Source organism: Arthrobacter sp. NicSoilB8 (genome assembly GCF_019977355.1).
GTDB lineage: Bacteria > Actinomycetota > Actinomycetes > Actinomycetales > Micrococcaceae > Arthrobacter.
This window is the reverse complement of sequence record NZ_AP024655.1, coordinates 4,661,432-4,683,060: the sequence shown is the minus strand read 5'-3', so window position 1 is coordinate 4,683,060 and position 21,629 is coordinate 4,661,432. Positions and strand designations below refer to the sequence as shown.

General features: G+C 60.7%; 7 protein-coding genes and 6 rRNA genes. 12 read left to right on the top strand and 1 reads right to left on the bottom strand.

Annotation, left to right across the window (positions count from 1 at the left end; all coding sequences use genetic code 11):
- The first annotated feature begins 479 nt into the window (after positions 1 to 479).
- From rpmB to rrf (LDO15_RS21105), 6 genes are all read left to right on the top strand, one after another.
- Complete coding sequence (gene rpmB, locus LDO15_RS21130; RefSeq protein ID WP_011693744.1) at positions 480 to 716, top strand: 50S ribosomal protein L28; 237 nt, start codon at positions 480 to 482, stop codon at positions 714 to 716.
- On the top strand, positions 716 to 883 hold the full coding sequence (gene rpmG, locus LDO15_RS21125) for a 50S ribosomal protein L33 (RefSeq protein WP_003798558.1): 168 nt from the start codon (positions 716 to 718) through the stop codon (positions 881 to 883). The genes rpmB and rpmG overlap by 1 nt, the downstream gene beginning before the upstream one ends.
- A gap of 4 nt (positions 884 to 887) precedes the next feature.
- Complete coding sequence (gene rpsN, locus LDO15_RS21120) at positions 888 to 1,193, top strand: 30S ribosomal protein S14 (protein WP_011693742.1); 306 nt, start codon at positions 888 to 890, stop codon at positions 1,191 to 1,193.
- 670 nt (positions 1,194 to 1,863) lie between these two features.
- Positions 1,864 to 3,390 (top strand): 16S ribosomal RNA (locus LDO15_RS21115).
- A 540-nt stretch (positions 3,391 to 3,930) separates the two neighbouring features.
- A 23S ribosomal RNA gene (locus tag LDO15_RS21110) occupies positions 3,931 to 7,075 on the top strand.
- 216 nt (positions 7,076 to 7,291) lie between these two features.
- Positions 7,292 to 7,408, top strand: a 5S ribosomal RNA gene (rrf, locus tag LDO15_RS21105).
- The 16S, 23S and 5S rRNA genes sit together here, the layout of an rRNA operon.
- Before the next feature lie 78 nt (positions 7,409 to 7,486).
- Here rrf (LDO15_RS21105) and LDO15_RS21100 read toward each other — a convergent pair.
- Positions 7,487 to 9,934, bottom strand: a complete 2,448-nt coding sequence (locus LDO15_RS21100) for an HAD-IC family P-type ATPase (protein ID WP_223982103.1) — start codon at positions 9,932 to 9,934, stop codon at positions 7,487 to 7,489.
- 685 nt (positions 9,935 to 10,619) lie between these two features.
- On the opposite strand from LDO15_RS21100, the gene LDO15_RS21095 reads away from it, so the two are divergent.
- The 6 genes from LDO15_RS21095 to LDO15_RS21070 all read left to right on the top strand — a co-directional run bounded on the left by LDO15_RS21095 (position 10,620) and on the right by LDO15_RS21070 (position 21,469).
- Positions 10,620 to 12,146, top strand: a 16S ribosomal RNA gene (locus tag LDO15_RS21095).
- A 538-nt stretch (positions 12,147 to 12,684) separates the two neighbouring features.
- A 23S ribosomal RNA gene (locus tag LDO15_RS21090) occupies positions 12,685 to 15,829 on the top strand.
- Between the two features lie 216 nt (positions 15,830 to 16,045).
- A 5S ribosomal RNA gene (gene rrf, locus LDO15_RS21085) occupies positions 16,046 to 16,162 on the top strand.
- Between the two features lie 612 nt (positions 16,163 to 16,774).
- Positions 16,775 to 17,062, top strand: a complete 288-nt coding sequence (locus tag LDO15_RS21080) for an HU family DNA-binding protein (RefSeq protein WP_011776355.1) — start codon at positions 16,775 to 16,777, stop codon at positions 17,060 to 17,062.
- Between the two features lie 418 nt (positions 17,063 to 17,480).
- Positions 17,481 to 19,511 (top strand): cytochrome c oxidase assembly protein, encoded by a 2,031-nt coding sequence (locus LDO15_RS21075; protein ID WP_223987604.1) that lies wholly within the window; start codon positions 17,481 to 17,483, stop codon positions 19,509 to 19,511.
- The gene (locus LDO15_RS21070) at positions 19,511 to 21,469 is read left to right on the top strand and encodes an NHL domain-containing thioredoxin family protein (protein ID WP_223982101.1); all 1,959 of its coding nucleotides are present in this window, start codon (positions 19,511 to 19,513) and stop codon (positions 21,467 to 21,469) included. Before LDO15_RS21075 ends, LDO15_RS21070 begins: the two co-directional genes overlap by 1 nt.
- Positions 21,470 to 21,629 lie beyond the last annotated feature (160 nt).

Below are 21,629 nucleotides of genomic sequence, written 5' to 3'. Positions count from 1 at the left end.
CATTTGGCTGTGAAAATGCTGCGTCAGGCATATGACCTGGCTGGCCCCCGTCTCCCCGCGCGGAACAGCTCCCGGGCGCTGTCCTATACACCATGCCGCGATGGATTGGTCTTTAATTCGTCGAACTCGTAGACTTGGTAGGCGCTAGGTGGCGCGGAGCGTGTGCAATTGCTCCGGTTGACAGGACTCGTCAGAGAAATCGACGGTCGTGGCGGCCGGTAGTTAGGGGCTCAAGTTGCGCGCATTCCTGTATTCGCCCAGCATCCCGGCACTTTCGCAGCGGCTGTCCCACGGACCGCCAACGCCCGGTGCCCGTGGCCCACAATCTTCGCCGCAGTGAGGAAATCAGCCGGTTTATGCCGTCTGCTAAGAACCCTGCGGAACTGCGGTTGGGGGCGGGAGCCGGATGCGGACGCCGCCGTGCGCACGGTCAGCGGGAACTCCGCTAGCCGTTTCATTTATTTTTTAGGAGAGTCGTCATGGCAGCACACTGCCAGGTGACCGGAGCCGAGCCGGGCTTTGGACACAGCATTTCGCACTCGCACCGTCGCAACAAGCGCCGGTTCGACCCGAACATCCAGAAGAAGCGCTACTGGGTTCCGTCCCTGCGCCGTAACGTCACGCTGCAGGTCTCTGCTCGTGGCATCAAGACCATCGACGTACGTGGCATCGACGTAGTCGTCGCCGCCATCCTGGCACGAGGAGTGAAGCTCTAGTGGCAAAGGACAAGGACGTACGTCCGATCATCAAGCTGAAGTCGACCGCGGGCACGGGCTACACCTACGTGACGCGCAAGAACCGTCGTAACGACCCGGACCGCCTGGTTCTGAAGAAGTACGACCCCAAAATCCGCCAGCACGTCGAATTCCGAGAGGAGCGCTAAACACATGGCTAAGAAGTCAATGATCGCTAAGAACGAACAGCGTAAAGTCATCGTCGAGCGTTATGCTGCAAAGCGCCTCGAACTGAAGAAGGCTCTGGTTGACCCCGCTTCAACCGACGAAGCACGCGAAGCTGCACGCCTCGGCCTGCAGAAGCTGCCCCGCAACGCCTCCCCGGTACGTCTGCGTAACCGCGACATCATCGATGGCCGCCCGCGCGGTACCTTCCAGAAGTTCGGCATCTCCCGTGTTCGCTTCCGCGACATGGCTCACCGCGGTGAGCTCCCGGGCATCACGAAGTCTTCCTGGTAATTCAGTACTCCTGAAGCCAGTGGCTTGAGAAGGGCCGGCAACCAATTGGTTGCCGGCCCTTTTTGCGTTAACGCCCAGGGCCCCTAATGCCCCGATCCTTACTGTTTCGGGCCGCGGTGACGCACCACACAGCCCTGACTTACGACGCCGGCGGGCGTGGTTGGGTGTTTTTGGGGTGTTTGGGCCTGTGATGGCGGGGTTTGGGGGTGGTTTGGGGGTGGGTTTGCGGTGGGGGCGTGGTGGGTGTATTGTTTTCTAAGTCGCCGAGAGGGAGACCAGCGGAAATGCTGGGAACCGGAGGCGGCCAATCCCCTAAATTTCAAGACCGGATCTGGTCGGCGTTTTGTGCGCTCCGGGTTCTGGTGGGGGCGGGTTGGTTGGTTTGCGGTCGCGGAAACGCTGATTTGCAAAGCGGTCCGGACTCGGGTAAGTTTGAAAAGTTGCTCCGGAGCGATCCTTGACCGTGTGGTTGTGGTGGTGCCGGGTGTGTCTGTTGTTTGAGAACTCAATAGTGTGCCAAGTTTGTTGATACCAATTTATTGTATTGAATTGGTTGAATGTGCCAGGTTGCGCCACCCCGTGGTGTGGTCTGGTGTTTTTGGCTGGTTTCAAATTTTGTGCATTGTGTGTTTCCCGTTTTCCCGGGGGCGCATGGTGTGTCTGTTTTTCTTCAACGGAGAGTTTGATCCTGGCTCAGGATGAACGCTGGCGGCGTGCTTAACACATGCAAGTCGAACGATGATCCGGTGCTTGCACCGGGGATTAGTGGCGAACGGGTGAGTAACACGTGAGTAACCTGCCCTTAACTCTGGGATAAGCCTGGGAAACTGGGTCTAATACCGGATATGACTCCTCATCGCATGGTGGGGGGTGGAAAGCTTTATTGTGGTTTTGGATGGACTCGCGGCCTATCAGCTTGTTGGTGAGGTAATGGCTCACCAAGGCGACGACGGGTAGCCGGCCTGAGAGGGTGACCGGCCACACTGGGACTGAGACACGGCCCAGACTCCTACGGGAGGCAGCAGTGGGGAATATTGCACAATGGGCGCAAGCCTGATGCAGCGACGCCGCGTGAGGGATGACGGCCTTCGGGTTGTAAACCTCTTTCAGTAGGGAAGAAGCGAAAGTGACGGTACCTGCAGAAGAAGCGCCGGCTAACTACGTGCCAGCAGCCGCGGTAATACGTAGGGCGCAAGCGTTATCCGGAATTATTGGGCGTAAAGAGCTCGTAGGCGGTTTGTCGCGTCTGCCGTGAAAGTCCGGGGCTCAACTCCGGATCTGCGGTGGGTACGGGCAGACTAGAGTGATGTAGGGGAGACTGGAATTCCTGGTGTAGCGGTGAAATGCGCAGATATCAGGAGGAACACCGATGGCGAAGGCAGGTCTCTGGGCATTAACTGACGCTGAGGAGCGAAAGCATGGGGAGCGAACAGGATTAGATACCCTGGTAGTCCATGCCGTAAACGTTGGGCACTAGGTGTGGGGGACATTCCACGTTTTCCGCGCCGTAGCTAACGCATTAAGTGCCCCGCCTGGGGAGTACGGCCGCAAGGCTAAAACTCAAAGGAATTGACGGGGGCCCGCACAAGCGGCGGAGCATGCGGATTAATTCGATGCAACGCGAAGAACCTTACCAAGGCTTGACATGGGCCGGACCGGGCTGGAAACAGTCCTTCCCCTTTGGGGCCGGTTCACAGGTGGTGCATGGTTGTCGTCAGCTCGTGTCGTGAGATGTTGGGTTAAGTCCCGCAACGAGCGCAACCCTCGTTCCATGTTGCCAGCGCGTAATGGCGGGGACTCATGGGAGACTGCCGGGGTCAACTCGGAGGAAGGTGGGGACGACGTCAAATCATCATGCCCCTTATGTCTTGGGCTTCACGCATGCTACAATGGCCGGTACAAAGGGTTGCGATACTGTGAGGTGGAGCTAATCCCAAAAAGCCGGTCTCAGTTCGGATTGGGGTCTGCAACTCGACCCCATGAAGTCGGAGTCGCTAGTAATCGCAGATCAGCAACGCTGCGGTGAATACGTTCCCGGGCCTTGTACACACCGCCCGTCAAGTCACGAAAGTTGGTAACACCCGAAGCCGGTGGCCTAACCCCTTGTGGGAGGGAGCTGTCGAAGGTGGGACTGGCGATTGGGACTAAGTCGTAACAAGGTAGCCGTACCGGAAGGTGCGGCTGGATCACCTCCTTTCTAAGGAGCGCCTACAGTCACCTTGCCCCGTGTATGCGGGTGTGGAGGGGTTGTCAGGAGTACGCCCGTTGCGCAGACGCTAGTTCTGCGGCGGGTGCTCACGGGTGGAATATCAACAAATAGGTGCCTGGCGGCATGTGCCGGCAGCAAGTACGGATGAGGGTCCCTTCGGGGGTCTCTGGTCCTGGAACGCTCGCCGGAACGATGTTGTTGGGTAGTGTTTGGCACACTGTTGGGTCCTGAGGCAACAGGACCACGGCCTGGCCGCGTAACCCTTTTTTGTGGGGTGCGTGGCCGGGGTGTGGGGCTGGTTTGTTTCTGGTTTCCTGGCTGCATCGAGCATGCACTGTTTGGCCCCTGTGGGGGTTGGGTGTGTGGGGTGTGTGGTACGGGGTTGTTGTTTGAGAACTACATAGTGGACGCGAGCATCTTTTATAAGAAGCAATTTCCAAGAATATGAACCTGGATCTGTCCTTGCATCCTTTGGGGTGTGGGGGTGGTTTCTGTGGTTCTCTCGAAAATTACTCCTTGATCTTTTGTGGTCAAGTTTTTAAGAGCACACGGTGGATGCCTTGGCATTAGGAGCCGAAGAAGGACGTAGGAATCTGCGATAAGCCTGGGGGAGTCGATAACCGGACTGTGATCCCAGGGTGTCCGAATGGGGAAACCCCGCCAGGGGCGCGAGCTGCCTGGTGACCCGCATCTGAACACATAGGGTGCGTGGAGGGAACGCGGGGAAGTGAAACATCTCAGTACCCGCAGGAAGAGAAAACAATAGTGATTCCGTTAGTAGTGGCGAGCGAACGCGGATCAGGCTAAACCGTTCCATGTGTGATAGCCGGCGGGCGTTGCATGGTCGGGGTTGTGGGACTGTCCGTTCCAGCTCTGCCGGGCTGGTGAGGTGAGAGTGCAGGCATAGGTGAACGGTCTTGAAAGGCCGGCCGTAGAGGGTGTGAGCCCCGTAACCGAAATGTTGTGCACCGCCTGGAGAGTATCCCAAGTAGCACGGGGCCCGAGAAATCCCGTGCGAATCTGTCAGGACCACCTGATAAGCCTAAATACTCCCTAATGACCGATAGCGGACCAGTACCGTGAGGGAAAGGTGAAAAGTACCCCGGGAGGGGAGTGAAACAGTACCTGAAACCGTGTGCTTACAATCCGTCGGAGCCATCGCAGCTTGCTGTGTTGTGGTGACGGCGTGCCTTTTGAAGAATGAGCCTGCGAGTTAGTGTTACGTCGCGAGGTTAACCCGTGTGGGGAAGCCGTAGCGAAAGCGAGTCTGAATAGGGCGTTGCAGTGGCGTGATCTAGACCCGAAGCGAAGTGATCTACCCATGGCCAGGTTGAAGCGACGGTAAGACGTCGTGGAGGACCGAACCCACTTCAGTTGAAAATGGAGGGGATGAGCTGTGGGTAGGGGTGAAAGGCCAATCAAACTTCGTGATAGCTGGTTCTCCCCGAAATGCATTTAGGTGCAGCGTTGCGTGTTTCTTACCGGAGGTAGAGCTACTGGATGGCTAATGGGCCCTACAAGGTTACTGACGTCAGCCAAACTCCGAATGCCGGTAAGTGAGAGCGCAGCAGTGAGACTGTGGGGGATAAGCTTCATAGTCGAGAGGGAAACAGCCCAGACCACCAACTAAGGCCCCTAAGCGTGTGCTAAGTGGGAAAGGATGTGGAGTTGCGAAGACAACCAGGAGGTTGGCTTAGAAGCAGCCATCCTTAAAAGAGTGCGTAATAGCTCACTGGTCAAGTGATTCCGCGCCGACAATGTAGCGGGGCTCAAGTACACCGCCGAAGTTGTGGATTTCAGATAGTAGCCAAGCCGCTCCCTTGTGGGGTTGGTTCAGGCGTCTGGAGTGGTAGGGGAGCGTCGTGTGGGCGGTGAAGTCGCGGTGTAAACCAGCGGTGGAGCCTACACGAGTGAGAATGCAGGCATGAGTAGCGAAAGACGGGTGAGAAACCCGTCCGCCGAATGATCAAGGGTTCCAGGGTCAAGCTAATCTGCCCTGGGTAAGTCGGGACCTAAGGCGAGGCCGACAGGCGTAGTCGATGGACAACGGGTTGATATTCCCGTACCGGCGAAAAACCGCCCATGCTGAACAGGGGATACTAACCGCCCGAAACCTGCCTGACCGTCCTTCGGGGCGGAAGGGTTTTGGTGGAGCGCGGGACCTGATCCTGGGAGGCAAGCGTATTAACAGGTGTGACGCAGGAAGGTAGCCGAGCCGGGCGATGGTTGTCCCGGTCTAAGGATGTAGGGCGAACGGTAGGCAAATCCGCCGTTCATGATGCCTGAGATCTGACGGGACCCCCGTAGGGGGGATTCGGTGATCCTATGCTGCCGAGAAAAGCATCGACGCGAGGTTTTAGCCGCCCGTACCCCAAACCGACACAGGTGATCAGGTAGAGAATACTAAGGCGATCGAGAGAATTATGGTTAAGGAACTCGGCAAAATGCCCCCGTAACTTCGGGAGAAGGGGGGCCCCAACCTTGAACACCACTTGCTGGTGGGAGGGGATCGGGGCCGCAGAGACCAGGGGGAAGCGACTGTTTACTAAAAACACAGGTCCGTGCGAAGTCGCAAGACGATGTATACGGACTGACTCCTGCCCGGTGCTGGAAGGTTAAGAGGACCGGTTAGCCGCAAGGCGAAGCTGAGAATTTAAGCCCCAGTAAACGGCGGTGGTAACTATAACCATCCTAAGGTAGCGAAATTCCTTGTCGGGTAAGTTCCGACCTGCACGAATGGAGTAACGACTTCCCCGCTGTCTCAACCATAAACTCGGCGAAATTGCAGTACGAGTAAAGATGCTCGTTACGCGCAGCAGGACGGAAAGACCCCGAGACCTTTACTATAGTTTGGTATTGGTGTTCGGAGTGGCTTGTGTAGGATAGGTGGGAGACGTTGAAGCCCGGACGCCAGTTCGGGTGGAGTCATCGTTGAAATACCACTCTGGTCACTTTGGACATCTAACTTCGGCCCGTAATCCGGGTCAGGGACAGTGCCTGATGGGTAGTTTAACTGGGGCGGTTGCCTCCTAAAAAGTAACGGAGGCGCCCAAAGGTTCCCTCAGCCTGGTTGGCAATCAGGTGTCGAGTGTAAGTGCACAAGGGAGCTTGACTGTGAGAGAGACATCTCGAGCAGGGACGAAAGTCGGGACTAGTGATCCGGCGGTACATTGTGGAATGGCCGTCGCTCAACGGATAAAAGGTACCTCGGGGATAACAGGCTGATCTTGCCCAAGAGTCCATATCGACGGCATGGTTTGGCACCTCGATGTCGGCTCGTCGCATCCTGGGGCTGGAGTAGGTCCCAAGGGTTGGGCTGTTCGCCCATTAAAGCGGTACGCGAGCTGGGTTTAGAACGTCGTGAGACAGTTCGGTCCCTATCCGCTGCGCGCGCAGGAAATTTGAGAAGGGCTGTCCTTAGTACGAGAGGACCGGGACGGACGAACCTCTGGTGTGTCAGTTGTACTGCCAAGTGCACCGCTGATTAGCTACGTTCGGATGGGATAACCGCTGAAAGCATCTAAGCGGGAAGCTCGCTTCGAGATGAGATTTCCATACACCTTGTGTGTGAGAGGCCCCCAGCCAGACCACTGGGTTGATAGGCCGGATGTGGAAGCGAGGACTAACGACTCGTGAAGCTGACCGGTACTAATAGGCCGATAACTTACACCACACACCCCTCCCGCGAACCCGTTTCAAAAGGGGTTCGCACCACGGGAGAGGGTACAAAGAAACAAGACTGCTTGCGTCCACTATGTGGTTCCCAACCAACAAACCCGTTGCTTGAGAACCAACAACTAAATAACACCACAACTGCACAACATGCAGCGTGTTGTAACCACAAGATTTCCCCGCCACACCCCCAGGGTGGAAGCGGCGGAGCAAGGGTTACGGCGGTCATAGCGTGGGGGAAACGCCCGGTCCCATTCCGAACCCGGAAGCTAAGACCCACAGCGCCGATGGTACTGCACCCGGGAGGGTGTGGGAGAGTAGGTCACCGCCGGAACATCATTAAGGTCGAGGACCCCCAACCACGTTGGGGGTCCTCCCGCATTTAAAACCCCGTTCTTGAACCCCCAACCCGTCATGCCCCCGGCCCCCGCACGGCCGAACCCGGCCGCGGGAAGGCCCTGGCATGCATCCGGACCAGGACTTCCACCGCCAGGCCCCCACCAACCCCACACCCCACGGCTGCCAGCAGCAGGTCCGCCGGCGGACGGGAAAGAACGAAAAATTCCTGCGCCAGGGGTTGGTTGAGCAGGACCACGAGTGCGGCGCTCATAGCCACCAGCACGGCAAGACGCCCCGCATTAAGGGGGCGGGACACCGCCGAGAGGATCCACAGCCCAACCATTGCCAGCGTCAGCACAGAGGCGCTGCTGACCTGTTCGCGCGTCGCCGTGCCATCCAAGAGCGCCAGCCCGTTCAGCGTGAGAAGCGAGGCCGTGACGATGAGTCCGGCGGGCACGGAGAACCACAGCGAGCGGCGCAGGAAACCAGGCTGATAGCGGCGCGGGTTCGGCATCAGCGCCAGGAAGAATGCCGGAATGCCGATGGTCAGGCCGTCGGTGAAGGACAGCTGACGGGGAAGGAACGGAAACGTCCATTGCAGGAGCGCGAAAGTCACCGCGATTGCAGTCGCGTAAACAGTCTTACTTAGGAAGAGGCTGGAGACGCGCTCAATATTGGCGATGACCTGCCGGCCTTCAGCGAGGACCCCGGGAAGCCGGTCGAAACGGCCGTCAAGCAACACCAAGCGCGCTACCGCCTTGGTCGCGGCCGCGGCGGAATCCATGGCGATGCCAAGGTCGGCCGTCTTCAGTGCCAGAACGTCATTGACGCCGTCGCCGGTCATGGCCACCGTGTGCCCTCGACGCTGGAGGGCTTCGACCATTTCCCGTTTCTGGGCTGGGGTTACCCGGCCAAACACCACGTTCGCTTCCATCACCTGCTCCAGACGCAGCGGATCCTCCGGCAGCGAGCGTGCGTCGAAACCTTCTGTGACCTCCAAGCCAACCCGACGGGCAATGGCGGCAACTGTTCTGGGATCGTCCCCCGAAATGATCTTCAACCCGACGCCTTCGGCGCGGAAGAAGTTGAGGGTCTCCCGGGCATCGGAGCGGGGCTGTTCCCGGAACGTCAGGAGCGCCACCGGGCGGAGCTCCGGAGGTAACTGCTCGAGCTTCCCGTCACCCGGCAGTTTCTCCGCTCGGGCCAGTAGCAGCGTGCGCAGCCCGGTTGACGCCAAGGCGCCGGATCGGCGCAACACGTCGTCGTGTGCGGGTCCAGCGGCCGTTTGAGGGTCAGTCGTCGGGCGGGTGACGTCGTCGTCGTCGGGTGCCGAGATCGACGACGACGGACGCCCGGCTGGGTCGTCGCCCCGGACAAGCACCATTTCCGGTGCCCCGAGGATCCACGTGTGCGCCGCACCGCCGCGACCATCGAAACTGACCCCGCTCCACTTCCGGGCGGAGGAAAACGGTACCGATGAGACTGGCCGTAGTCCGCCGTCGTCCTCAAAAGCCGTGCTCAGGCACCGTGCCGTGGCGTTCGCCTCAGGCTCCGCGCCAAACCACGCGAGGACCTGCTCCCAGCCCGGCTCTGGCGCCAACGGGTGGACCCCATCAAAGACCAGCCCTCCCTCCGTGAGGGTTCCCGTCTTGTCCATGCACAGGACATCGACCCGTGCCAGGCCTTCGACAGCCGCGAGCTCCTGGATCAGTACGTTGTGGCTGGCGAGCCGGACTCCGCCGACGGCGAAGGCCACGCTCGTCAACAGTACGAGTCCCAGCGGGACCATGGCGATCACACCGGCAATGACGCCCACCAGCGCGGAACTCCAGGCGCCGGTTGAAAATGCCGTCTGCCAGCCTCCGCGCGCCTGAACCTCGCCGTTGACCACCAGAATCACCACGGGCAACAGGACCCAGGCGATCCAGCGCAGTACGCGGTTGAGACTGTTGCGGATCTCGGAATTCACCAGCGAGAAGCGGCGCGCGTCTGCCGTCAGCCGGCTCGCGAACGAGGCCGCCCCCACCCGGACCACCCGCGCCGTGCCTCGGCCGGCCACAACGATCGATCCAGAAAGCACTTCCGACCCCGGGTCCTTGTCCACGGGGTCCGATTCGCCGGTGAGGAGTGATTCGTCGACCTCGAGGCCGGACGATTCGAGCACCGCAGCGTCCGCAGTGACCTGATCCCCGGCCCGCAACACCAGGACGTCGTCGCGCACGACGTCTGACGTGGCGATGTCGTGGATTTCACCCTCGCGCAACACTCGTGCGTGTGGGGCACCAAGAACGGCCAGCCGGTCAAGGGACCTCTTCGCCCTGTATTCCTCAACCACTCCGATTACGGCGTTGCCGGCGGCGGCGAGACCGAACAGGGCATCCTGCCACTGCCCCAGGAGCAACAGCAGGAGAAAGCTCGTGCCGACGATTGCGTTGAAGAGTGTGAAGACGTTGGCCCGGAAGATCTGCCACAGGCTGCGGCTGGTGGTGTCCGGGACGCGGTTGGTGAGCCCGCGTTCCACCCGGAACGTCACCTCTTGCTGCGAAAGACCTCTGACAGCTGGCCGGGACACACGCCGGTGGAGGAATGCTCGTCTCCGGCGCCGGCGGTATGCCCTCACCCTCCGATGGTAGCCGCAGCGGTGCCGGCTTGTGATGGAGGATACACAACAGAAGGGCGACGCCGGCGGGCGTGGTTGGGTGTTTTTGGGGTGTTTGGGCCTGTGATGGCGGGGTTTTGGGGTGGTTTGGGGGTGGGTTTGCGGTGGGGGCGTGGTGGGTGTATTGTTTTCTAAGTCGCCGAGAGGGAGACCAGCGGAAATGCTGGGAACCGGAGGCGGCCAATCCCCTAAATTTCAAGACCGGATCTGGTCGGCGTTTTGTGCGCTCCGGGTTCTGGTGGGGGCGGGTTGGTTGGTTTGCGGGTCGCGGAAACGCTGATTTGCAAAGCGGTCCGGACTCGGGTAAGTTTGAAAAGTTGCTCCGGAGCGATCCTTGACCGTGTGGTTGTGGTGGTGCCGGGTGTGTCTGTTGTTTGAGAACTCAATAGTGTGCCAAGTTTGTTGATACCAATTTATTGTATTGAATTGGTTGAATGTGCCAGGTTGCGCCACCCCGTGGTGTGGTCTGGTGTTTTTGGCTGGTTTCAAATTTTGTGCATTGTGTGTTTCCCGTTTTCCCGGGGGCGCATGGTGTGTCTGTTTTTCTTCAACGGAGAGTTTGATCCTGGCTCAGGATGAACGCTGGCGGCGTGCTTAACACATGCAAGTCGAACGATGATCCGGTGCTTGCACCGGGGATTAGTGGCGAACGGGTGAGTAACACGTGAGTAACCTGCCCTTAACTCTGGGATAAGCCTGGGAAACTGGGTCTAATACCGGATATGACTCCTCATCGCATGGTGGGGGGTGGAAAGCTTTATTGTGGTTTTGGATGGACTCGCGGCCTATCAGCTTGTTGGTGAGGTAATGGCTCACCAAGGCGACGACGGGTAGCCGGCCTGAGAGGGTGACCGGCCACACTGGGACTGAGACACGGCCCAGACTCCTACGGGAGGCAGCAGTGGGGAATATTGCACAATGGGCGCAAGCCTGATGCAGCGACGCCGCGTGAGGGATGACGGCCTTCGGGTTGTAAACCTCTTTCAGTAGGGAAGAAGCGAAAGTGACGGTACCTGCAGAAGAAGCGCCGGCTAACTACGTGCCAGCAGCCGCGGTAATACGTAGGGCGCAAGCGTTATCCGGAATTATTGGGCGTAAAGAGCTCGTAGGCGGTTTGTCGCGTCTGCCGTGAAAGTCCGGGGCTCAACTCCGGATCTGCGGTGGGTACGGGCAGACTAGAGTGATGTAGGGGAGACTGGAATTCCTGGTGTAGCGGTGAAATGCGCAGATATCAGGAGGAACACCGATGGCGAAGGCAGGTCTCTGGGCATTAACTGACGCTGAGGAGCGAAAGCATGGGGAGCGAACAGGATTAGATACCCTGGTAGTCCATGCCGTAAACGTTGGGCACTAGGTGTGGGGGACATTCCACGTTTTCCGCGCCGTAGCTAACGCATTAAGTGCCCCGCCTGGGGAGTACGGCCGCAAGGCTAAAACTCAAAGGAATTGACGGGGGCCCGCACAAGCGGCGGAGCATGCGGATTAATTCGATGCAACGCGAAGAACCTTACCAAGGCTTGACATGGGCCGGACCGGGCTGGAAACAGTCCTTCCCCTTTGGGGCCGGTTCACAGGTGGTGCATGGTTGTCGTCAGCTCGTGTCGTGAGATGTTGGGTTAAGTCCCGCAACGAGCGCAACCCTCGTTCCATGTTGCCAGCGCGTAATGGCGGGGACTCATGGGAGACTGCCGGGGTCAACTCGGAGGAAGGTGGGGACGACGTCAAATCATCATGCCCCTTATGTCTTGGGCTTCACGCATGCTACAATGGCCGGTACAAAGGGTTGCGATACTGTGAGGTGGAGCTAATCCCAAAAAGCCGGTCTCAGTTCGGATTGGGGTCTGCAACTCGACCCCATGAAGTCGGAGTCGCTAGTAATCGCAGATCAGCAACGCTGCGGTGAATACGTTCCCGGGCCTTGTACACACCGCCCGTCAAGTCACGAAAGTTGGTAACACCCGAAGCCGGTGGCCTAACCCCTTGTGGGAGGGAGCTGTCGAAGGTGGGACTGGCGATTGGGACTAAGTCGTAACAAGGTAGCCGTACCGGAAGGTGCGGCTGGATCACCTCCTTTCTAAGGAGCGCCTACAGTCACCTTGCCCCGTGTATGCGGGTGTGGAGGGGTTGTCAGGAGTACGCCCGTTGCGCAGACGCTAGTTCTGCGGCGGGTGCTCACGGGTGGAATATCAGCAAATAGCGGCCGCCGGTTCTTCGCCGGCACCCAGTACGGACACTCACCCCTCGGGGCGGGAGGTCCTGGAACGGTGCGGGTGGGTGATCAGCGGTTTAGTGTTTGGCACACTGTTGGGTCCTGAGGCAACAGGACCACGGCCTGGCCGCGTAACCCTTTTTTGTGGGGTGCGTGGCCGGGGTGTGGGGCTGGTTTGTTTCTGGTTTCCTGGCTGCATCGAGCATGCACTGTTTGGCCCCTGTGGGGGTTGGGTGTGTGGGGTGTGTGGTACGGGGTTGTTGTTTGAGAACTACATAGTGGACGCGAGCATCTTTTATAAGAAGCAATTTCCAAGAATATGAACCTGGATCTGTCCTTGCATCCTTTGGGGTGTGGGGGTGGTTTCTGTGGTTCTCTCGAAAATTACTCCTTGATCTTTTGTGGTCAAGTTTTTAAGAGCACACGGTGGATGCCTTGGCATTAGGAGCCGAAGAAGGACGTAGGAATCTGCGATAAGCCTGGGGGAGTCGATAACCGGACTGTGATCCCAGGGTGTCCGAATGGGGAAACCCCGCCAGGGGCGCGAGCTGCCTGGTGACCCGCATCTGAACACATAGGGTGCGTGGAGGGAACGCGGGGAAGTGAAACATCTCAGTACCCGCAGGAAGAGAAAACAATAGTGATTCCGTTAGTAGTGGCGAGCGAACGCGGATCAGGCTAAACCGTTCCATGTGTGATAGCCGGCGGGCGTTGCATGGTCGGGGTTGTGGGACTGTCCGTTCCAGCTCTGCCGGGCTGGTGAGGTGAGAGTGCAGGCATAGGTGAACGGTCTTGAAAGGCCGGCCGTAGAGGGTGTGAGCCCCGTAACCGAAATGTTGTGCACCGCCTGGAGAGTATCCCAAGTAGCACGGGGCCCGAGAAATCCCGTGCGAATCTGTCAGGACCACCTGATAAGCCTAAATACTCCCTAATGACCGATAGCGGACCAGTACCGTGAGGGAAAGGTGAAAAGTACCCCGGGAGGGGAGTGAAACAGTACCTGAAACCGTGTGCTTACAATCCGTCGGAGCCATCGCAGCTTGCTGTGTTGTGGTGACGGCGTGCCTTTTGAAGAATGAGCCTGCGAGTTAGTGTTACGTCGCGAGGTTAACCCGTGTGGGGAAGCCGTAGCGAAAGCGAGTCTGAATAGGGCGTTGCAGTGGCGTGATCTAGACCCGAAGCGAAGTGATCTACCCATGGCCAGGTTGAAGCGACGGTAAGACGTCGTGGAGGACCGAACCCACTTCAGTTGAAAATGGAGGGGATGAGCTGTGGGTAGGGGTGAAAGGCCAATCAAACTTCGTGATAGCTGGTTCTCCCCGAAATGCATTTAGGTGCAGCGTTGCGTGTTTCTTACCGGAGGTAGAGCTACTGGATGGCTAATGGGCCCTACAAGGTTACTGACGTCAGCCAAACTCCGAATGCCGGTAAGTGAGAGCGCAGCAGTGAGACTGTGGGGGATAAGCTTCATAGTCGAGAGGGAAACAGCCCAGACCACCAACTAAGGCCCCTAAGCGTGTGCTAAGTGGGAAAGGATGTGGAGTTGCGAAGACAACCAGGAGGTTGGCTTAGAAGCAGCCATCCTTAAAAGAGTGCGTAATAGCTCACTGGTCAAGTGATTCCGCGCCGACAATGTAGCGGGGCTCAAGTACACCGCCGAAGTTGTGGATTTCAGATAGTAGCCAAGCCGCTCCCTTGTGGGGTTGGTTCAGGCGTCTGGAGTGGTAGGGGAGCGTCGTGTGGGCGGTGAAGTCGCGGTGTAAACCAGCGGTGGAGCCTACACGAGTGAGAATGCAGGCATGAGTAGCGAAAGACGGGTGAGAAACCCGTCCGCCGAATGATCAAGGGTTCCAGGGTCAAGCTAATCTGCCCTGGGTAAGTCGGGACCTAAGGCGAGGCCGACAGGCGTAGTCGATGGACAACGGGTTGATATTCCCGTACCGGCGAAAAACCGCCCATGCTGAACAGGGGATACTAACCGCCCGAAACCTGCCTGACCGTCCTTCGGGGCGGAAGGGTTTTGGTGGAGCGCGGGACCTGATCCTGGGAGGCAAGCGTATTAACAGGTGTGACGCAGGAAGGTAGCCGAGCCGGGCGATGGTTGTCCCGGTCTAAGGATGTAGGGCGAACGGTAGGCAAATCCGCCGTTCATGATGCCTGAGATCTGACGGGACCCCCGTAGGGGGGATTCGGTGATCCTATGCTGCCGAGAAAAGCATCGACGCGAGGTTTTAGCCGCCCGTACCCCAAACCGACACAGGTGATCAGGTAGAGAATACTAAGGCGATCGAGAGAATTATGGTTAAGGAACTCGGCAAAATGCCCCCGTAACTTCGGGAGAAGGGGGGCCCCAACCTTGAACACCACTTGCTGGTGGGAGGGGATCGGGGCCGCAGAGACCAGGGGGAAGCGACTGTTTACTAAAAACACAGGTCCGTGCGAAGTCGCAAGACGATGTATACGGACTGACTCCTGCCCGGTGCTGGAAGGTTAAGAGGACCGGTTAGCCGCAAGGCGAAGCTGAGAATTTAAGCCCCAGTAAACGGCGGTGGTAACTATAACCATCCTAAGGTAGCGAAATTCCTTGTCGGGTAAGTTCCGACCTGCACGAATGGAGTAACGACTTCCCCGCTGTCTCAACCATAAACTCGGCGAAATTGCAGTACGAGTAAAGATGCTCGTTACGCGCAGCAGGACGGAAAGACCCCGAGACCTTTACTATAGTTTGGTATTGGTGTTCGGAGTGGCTTGTGTAGGATAGGTGGGAGACGTTGAAGCCCGGACGCCAGTTCGGGTGGAGTCATCGTTGAAATACCACTCTGGTCACTTTGGACATCTAACTTCGGCCCGTAATCCGGGTCAGGGACAGTGCCTGATGGGTAGTTTAACTGGGGCGGTTGCCTCCTAAAAAGTAACGGAGGCGCCCAAAGGTTCCCTCAGCCTGGTTGGCAATCAGGTGTCGAGTGTAAGTGCACAAGGGAGCTTGACTGTGAGAGAGACATCTCGAGCAGGGACGAAAGTCGGGACTAGTGATCCGGCGGTACATTGTGGAATGGCCGTCGCTCAACGGATAAAAGGTACCTCGGGGATAACAGGCTGATCTTGCCCAAGAGTCCATATCGACGGCATGGTTTGGCACCTCGATGTCGGCTCGTCGCATCCTGGGGCTGGAGTAGGTCCCAAGGGTTGGGCTGTTCGCCCATTAAAGCGGTACGCGAGCTGGGTTTAGAACGTCGTGAGACAGTTCGGTCCCTATCCGCTGCGCGCGCAGGAAATTTGAGAAGGGCTGTCCTTAGTACGAGAGGACCGGGACGGACGAACCTCTGGTGTGTCAGTTGTACTGCCAAGTGCACCGCTGATTAGCTACGTTCGGATGGGATAACCGCTGAAAGCATCTAAGCGGGAAGCTCGCTTCGAGATGAGATTTCCATACACCTTGTGTGTGAGAGGCCCCCAGCCAGACCACTGGGTTGATAGGCCGGATGTGGAAGCGAGGACTAACGACTCGTGAAGCTGACCGGTACTAATAGGCCGATAACTTACACCACACACCCCTCCCGCGAACCCGTTTCAAAAGGGGTTCGCACCACGGGAGAGGGTACAAAGAAACAAGACTGCTTGCGTCCACTATGTGGTTCCCAACCAACAAACCCGTTGCTTGAGAACCAACAACTAAATAACACCACAACTGCACAACATGCAGCGTGTTGTAACCACAAGATTTCCCCGCCACACCCCCAGGGTGGAAGCGGCGGAGCAAGGGTTACGGCGGTCATAGCGTGGGGGAAACGCCCGGTCCCATTCCGAACCCGGAAGCTAAGACCCACAGCGCCGATGGTACTGCACCCGGGAGGGTGTGGGAGAGTAGGTCACCGCCGGAACATCATTAAGGTCGAGGACCCCCAACCACGTTGGGGGTCCTCCCGCATTTAAAACCCCGTTCTTGAACCCCCAACCCGTCATGCCCCCGGCCCCCGCACGGCCGAACCCGGCCGCGGGAAGGCCCTGGCATGCATCCGGACCAGGACTTCCACCGCCAGGCCCCCACCAACCCCACACCCCACCAGCTCGCACCCAACTGACTGGCAGCAGGGGCCGTTATGAGCCCCCATAACGGCCCCTGCTGCCAGTCAGTTGGGGACAACGACGCGCCCCCGCACGCGCCCCCGGGGAGCGCCGGCGCCGAACACCCGGCGAGCCCTGGAGCGTCGAACCCACCCCCGCACCTCAGGAAACTCCCAGCAGATTCCGGGCGAAGCGCCGGCGTGAGTGACGGCGCCGGCCAGCGGTGGAAACGGCATCGTCGGGGGCTCGTCCGCTCTCGGCGCAATTTGACGTTGATCGGCGCTGATTCCAGTGATTTTCCCCAAAAAACGCCGAAAACACGCGGAATTTGCCACCTCTGCGGCGCCAAGCTGGTAAGTTTTCGAACAGTGGTTTGTACGCATGCCGTGTGCAGGCTCCAGAAATCATGACCGTCCAGGAGGACATAAATGGCTAAGAACCGTAGTGAACTTGTTGCAGAGGTAGCAGGCAAGGCCGGCACCAGCCAGGCAGCAGTCAACTCCGTGCTCGACGCACTGTTCGAGGTCTTCGAGACCTCTGTCGCCGCGGGCGAAAAGATCACCATCCCGGGTTGGCTTGCTGTCGAGCGCACCGACCGTGCAGCCCGCACCGGCCGCAACCCGCAGACCGGCGAAACCATTCAGATCGCCGCTGGCCACAGCGTTAAGCTGACCGCCGGCTCCAAGCTGAAGGCTGCAGTCGCCAAGAAGAAGTAGTCTTCTTCTCGTGCCTGAAAGGAGCGGCAACCCTCGGGTTGCCGCTCCTTTTGCGTGTCGCGGCCATCCCGTTGAGAACGCGCAAGTGGCGGGCAGGTGGCTGCCAGCCGAGCGCCCAGGCGAAGCCCGTTACATTTATTGGGTTCCAGACCGAGCCGCCGGGCACAGCCGCCGGGCACGGCACCCGGCACGGCCCTCGCGCGGGTGCATGAGGCCGTATTGCTCGGCCGGTTCTCGCTGAGGCCGATTCGCTGAGCCGGGCGGCGTAGCGGACAATGGAGGTGTGCCTTCCGCAGTAAATCCCACGCCCACCACCGCAACGCCCGTTCCTTCCGGGGACGCACGCGGCCCTGGCCAGGGTCCCGGCGGGGTTGCCCGGCCATGGCTGATCGCCGGCCTGGCTGCGTTGTTCCTGGGCTTGGCCGCGGCACTGATCTTCTCCGGTGCGGCCGCCGCCCGCGAAGTCTCGGATCCCGGCGCACTAGTGCGCTGGGGGTTGCCGGTGAGCAAGGCAATCCATAACATCGCTGTGGCCACCGTGATCGGCGGCCTCATCTTCGCCGTCGCCATCCTCCCGCGGAACAGGAACGGCTCCCGGTCCAAGGACCGGGACGCTCCGGAACATCCCGCCTTCACCCGCGCACTGGCTGTCGCCGCGGCGGCGGGCGCCGTCTGGACGCTCTCAGCCATCTCCGTCCTGGTCCTTGGCTACGCGGACATTGCGGGGCAGGGCATTTCCGGGGACCCGGAATTCACCCGCTCCCTCGTGTACTTCATGACGGACATCGAAACGGGACGGGCCTGGCTGGCTGTGGTGATCATCGCCGCCGTCGCCACTACCGCCCTCTTCGGTGTGCGCTCTCGCGGCGGCCTGGCGCTAACGCTGGTCTTGTCGCTGATCGGGCTGGTCCCCGCCGCCCTGATCGGACACTCGTCAAGCTCCAATGACCACGAGGGCGCCATCAACTCGCTCGGTCTGCATCTGGTGGGCGTCTCGGCCTGGGTGGGCGGCATCATCATGCTCGCGCTCCTCTCCGGCGTGCTGGGCGGCGCAGGTGCCGGCGGCCGCACTGCGGGCGCGGGAACCTCGGACATCACCGAGCCGACTCTGCGCCGGTTTTCATCCCTTGCAGGCTTTGCCTTCGCCCTGGTCTTTGCCTCCGGCGTGATCAACGCCAGCATCCGGCTCACCACGTGGGGCGACCTCTTCGGCTCGGCCTACGGGCAACTGATCCTCGCCAAGACGGCAGCGGTCCTCGTGCTGGGCGGAATCGGCCTCATGCACCGGCGCTGGGTCATCCCGCAGTTGGGCGACCGCGCCATGGGCCGTCCAGCCCGCCGCGTGCTGTGGCAGCTCGTGATCGTGGAGCTCATCATCATGGGCGCAACGTCCGGGATCGCCGTGGCCCTGGGCCGCTCCGCTCCGCCGCAGCCCACCACCTTCGCCCCCGACGCGTCGCCTGCGTTCATCCTCTCCGGCTACGAGCTGCCGCCGGAACTCACGCCGGAGCGATGGCTCACGGAATGGCGGCTCGACTGGCTCTGGATCGCCGTCGTGGTCTTTGCCTTCGTTTCCTACCTCCTCGGTGTGCGGAAGGTCCTGCGACGGGGCGATGCGTGGCCCTGGTTCCGGACGGTCAACTGGGTGATCGGACTAGTGGTCCTGACCTACGTGACCTCCGGGCCGCCGTCGGTCTACGGCAGGGTACTGTTCTCGGCGCACATGGTGGACCACATGGCCCTGACCATGGTGGCCCCGATCTTCCTGGTCCTCGGTGCCCCCATGACGCTTGCGCTCCGTGCGCTCACGCCGCGGCGCGACAGCTCCCGCGGCCCGCGTGAATGGCTGCTGATCATCATCCACTCCAAGTTCTCGCAACTGGTGACCCACCCGCTGTTCGCCGCCGCCAACTTCGCCGGTTCGATCGTGCTCTTCTACTACTCGGACGCGTTCGGCTACGCGATGCGGGACCACGTGGGCCACGAACTCATGAACCTGCACTTCGCCCTTACCGGCTACATCTTTGTGCTCACCATGATCGGCACCGACCCGCTGCCGCGCCGAGCACCCTACCCCATGCGGTTGCTGCTCCTGCTGGCCACCATGGGCTTCCACGCGTTCTTCGGCGTCGCAATAATGGGCGGCACCGGCCTGCTGGCCGCAGACTACTTCGGCAACCTCGGCCGGACCTGGGGCGGCTCCGCGCTGCTGGACCAGCAGATGGGCGGGGCCGTGGCGTGGGGCATCGGCGAGGTGCCCACCCTGCTGGTGGCGATCGGCGTCGCCATCATGTGGTCCCGCTCCGACGACCGCGAGTCCAAACGCACCGACCGGGCGGCGGACAGGAATAACGACGCCGATCTCACTGCTTACAACGATATGTTTGCCAAGCTGGCCGAGCGCGATGCCAGGCTTGCCGAACGCAATTCAAAGCTGGAAGGACGCTGATGACCGAAACCGTACGCACCCACCTCCGGGTCCGGGCCTCCGAGCTGGTGGGCCGCAACTGGCTGAACACCGGCGGCAAGTCCCTGGACCTCGAATCCCTGCGCGGCAAGATCGTCCTGCTGGACTTCTGGACGTTCTGCTGCATCAACTGCCTGCACGTCCTGGACGAACTCCGCCCGCTCGAGCAGCAGTACTCCGACGTCCTGGTGACGGTGGGCGTGCATTCGCCCAAGTTCGAGCACGAGGCCGATCCCGTGGCGCTGGCGGCAGCCGTCGAGCGCTACGAGATCCGCCACCCGGTCCTCGACGACCCGGAACTGGACACCTGGAAGGCCTACACGGCCCGGGCGTGGCCGACCCTGGTGGTCATCGATCCCGAGGGCTACATCGTGGCGCATCTCTCCGGCGAAGGCCACGCCGACGGCCTCGCCGTGCTCATCCCCGAACTGATCGCCGAACACGAGGCCAAGGGCACCCTGCACCGGGGCGACGGTCCCTACGTGGCGCCGGAACCGACGTCGGGCACGCTGCGCTTCCCGGGCAAGGCCCTGTTCCTGCCCGACGGCCGCGGCATCGGAACCGCCGATAACGGCTCGTGGCTGGTCACCGATACCGGCCATCACCGGCTCGTGGAACTTTCCACCGACTTCCAGACGGTGCTGGGCACCTACGGCTCCGGTGAAAAAGGCCACGCCGACGGCAACGCCGCCAAAGCCCGGTTCAACGAACCGCAGGGTTTGGTGCTGCTGCCCGAGGACGTCGCCGCCGAGGCCGGCTACGACGTCGTGATTGCCGACTCCGTGAACCACCGGCTCCGCGGGCTGTCCCTCGCGGACGGAACCGTCCGGACACTGGCCGGCAACGGCGTGCAGCGCCTGCTGGAGACGGGCCCGGCCCGCGTGGACGAGGAAGGCGCGGCCTACGGTGCCCGGCTCGAACCGGACCCGCTCGCGGTGTCCCTGAGCTCGCCGTGGGACCTCGTCTGGTCCACCAAACTCAACGCCGTGGTAGTGGCGATGGCCGGCGTGCACCAGATCTTCAGCTATGAGCCGGGCTCCGGCGCCGTCAAGATCATCGCCGGCAACGGCCTCGAAGGGCTCCTCGACGGTCCGGCCGCCGAAGCCTGGTTCGCCCAGTCCTCCGGCCTCGCCGAGGACGCCGACGGCAACATCTGGGTGGCCGACTCCGAAACCTCCGCCCTGCGCAAACTGGTGATCGACGACGGCGGCAGCATCACCGTCGAATCGGCCGTGGGCAAGGGCCTGTTCGACTTCGGCTTCCGCGACGGTCCCGCCGCCGACGCCCGGCTGCAGCACCCGCTCGGTGTGACGGTGCTTCCCGACGGCTCGGTGGCAATCGCCGACACTTACAACGGCGCTGTCCGCCGGTATGACCCCGCAACGGGTACGGTCTCCACGCTGGCGCGCGGACTGTCCGAGCCCTCCGACGTGATTGTGGACCACACCCACGTCGCCGGAGCCGAGCCGTTGCTGGTGGTGGTCGAAGCCAACAAGCACCAGCTGGTCTACGTCCCCATCCCGAAGGAAGCGCAGCAGGTGGACGAGGGCGCGGTGCAGACCCACCGGCCCAAGAGCCCCGTCGCGCCCGGACCGCTGGAACTGGCCGTCCGCTTCACCGCACCCACCGGGCAGAAGCTGGACGACCGCTGGGGAGATCCCACCCAGCTGAAGATCTCGTCCACCCCGCCCGAACTGCTGGTGTCCGGCGGCGGAACCTCCGTGGGCCTTCTGCGCACCCTGGAGCTGTCCTCCGACGTTCCCGAAGGCGTCCTGCACATCACCGCCCGCGCGGCGGCCTGTGACGGCCCCGAAGACGCCGACGGCGAGATCCCGGACCACGCGGCCTGCCACCTGTACCAGCAGGACTGGGGCATTCCCGTGCTCCTGCAGGCCGACGGCGACACCGAGCTGATCCTGGACCTGCGCGGCATGGACTGAGGCTCCGCCCGGCCTCTGCGCCAAGGCTGATCAAAGGCTGCTGTCCGTGACGCGCTGTCACGGACAGCAGCCTTTTGGCTTAATTCCAGTCCGGCAGCCCAGAGATTCCGTGGATTCGACATCAGGGCCGCCCCAGGAACCTGCGCGGCGTGACATGACG

Excerpts from the sequence above, each read along its gene's own strand:
- LDO15_RS21070 (WP_223982101.1), top strand. The coding sequence starts at position 19,511 with ATGACCGAAACCGTACGCACCCACCTCCGGGTCCGGGCCTCCGAGCTG.
- LDO15_RS21080 (WP_011776355.1), top strand. The coding sequence starts at position 16,775 with ATGGCTAAGAACCGTAGTGAACTTGTTGCAGAGGTAGCAGGCAAGGCC.
- rpsN (WP_011693742.1), top strand. The coding sequence starts at position 888 with ATGGCTAAGAAGTCAATGATCGCTAAGAACGAACAGCGTAAAGTCATC.
- rpmB (WP_011693744.1), top strand. The coding sequence starts at position 480 with ATGGCAGCACACTGCCAGGTGACCGGAGCCGAGCCGGGCTTTGGACAC.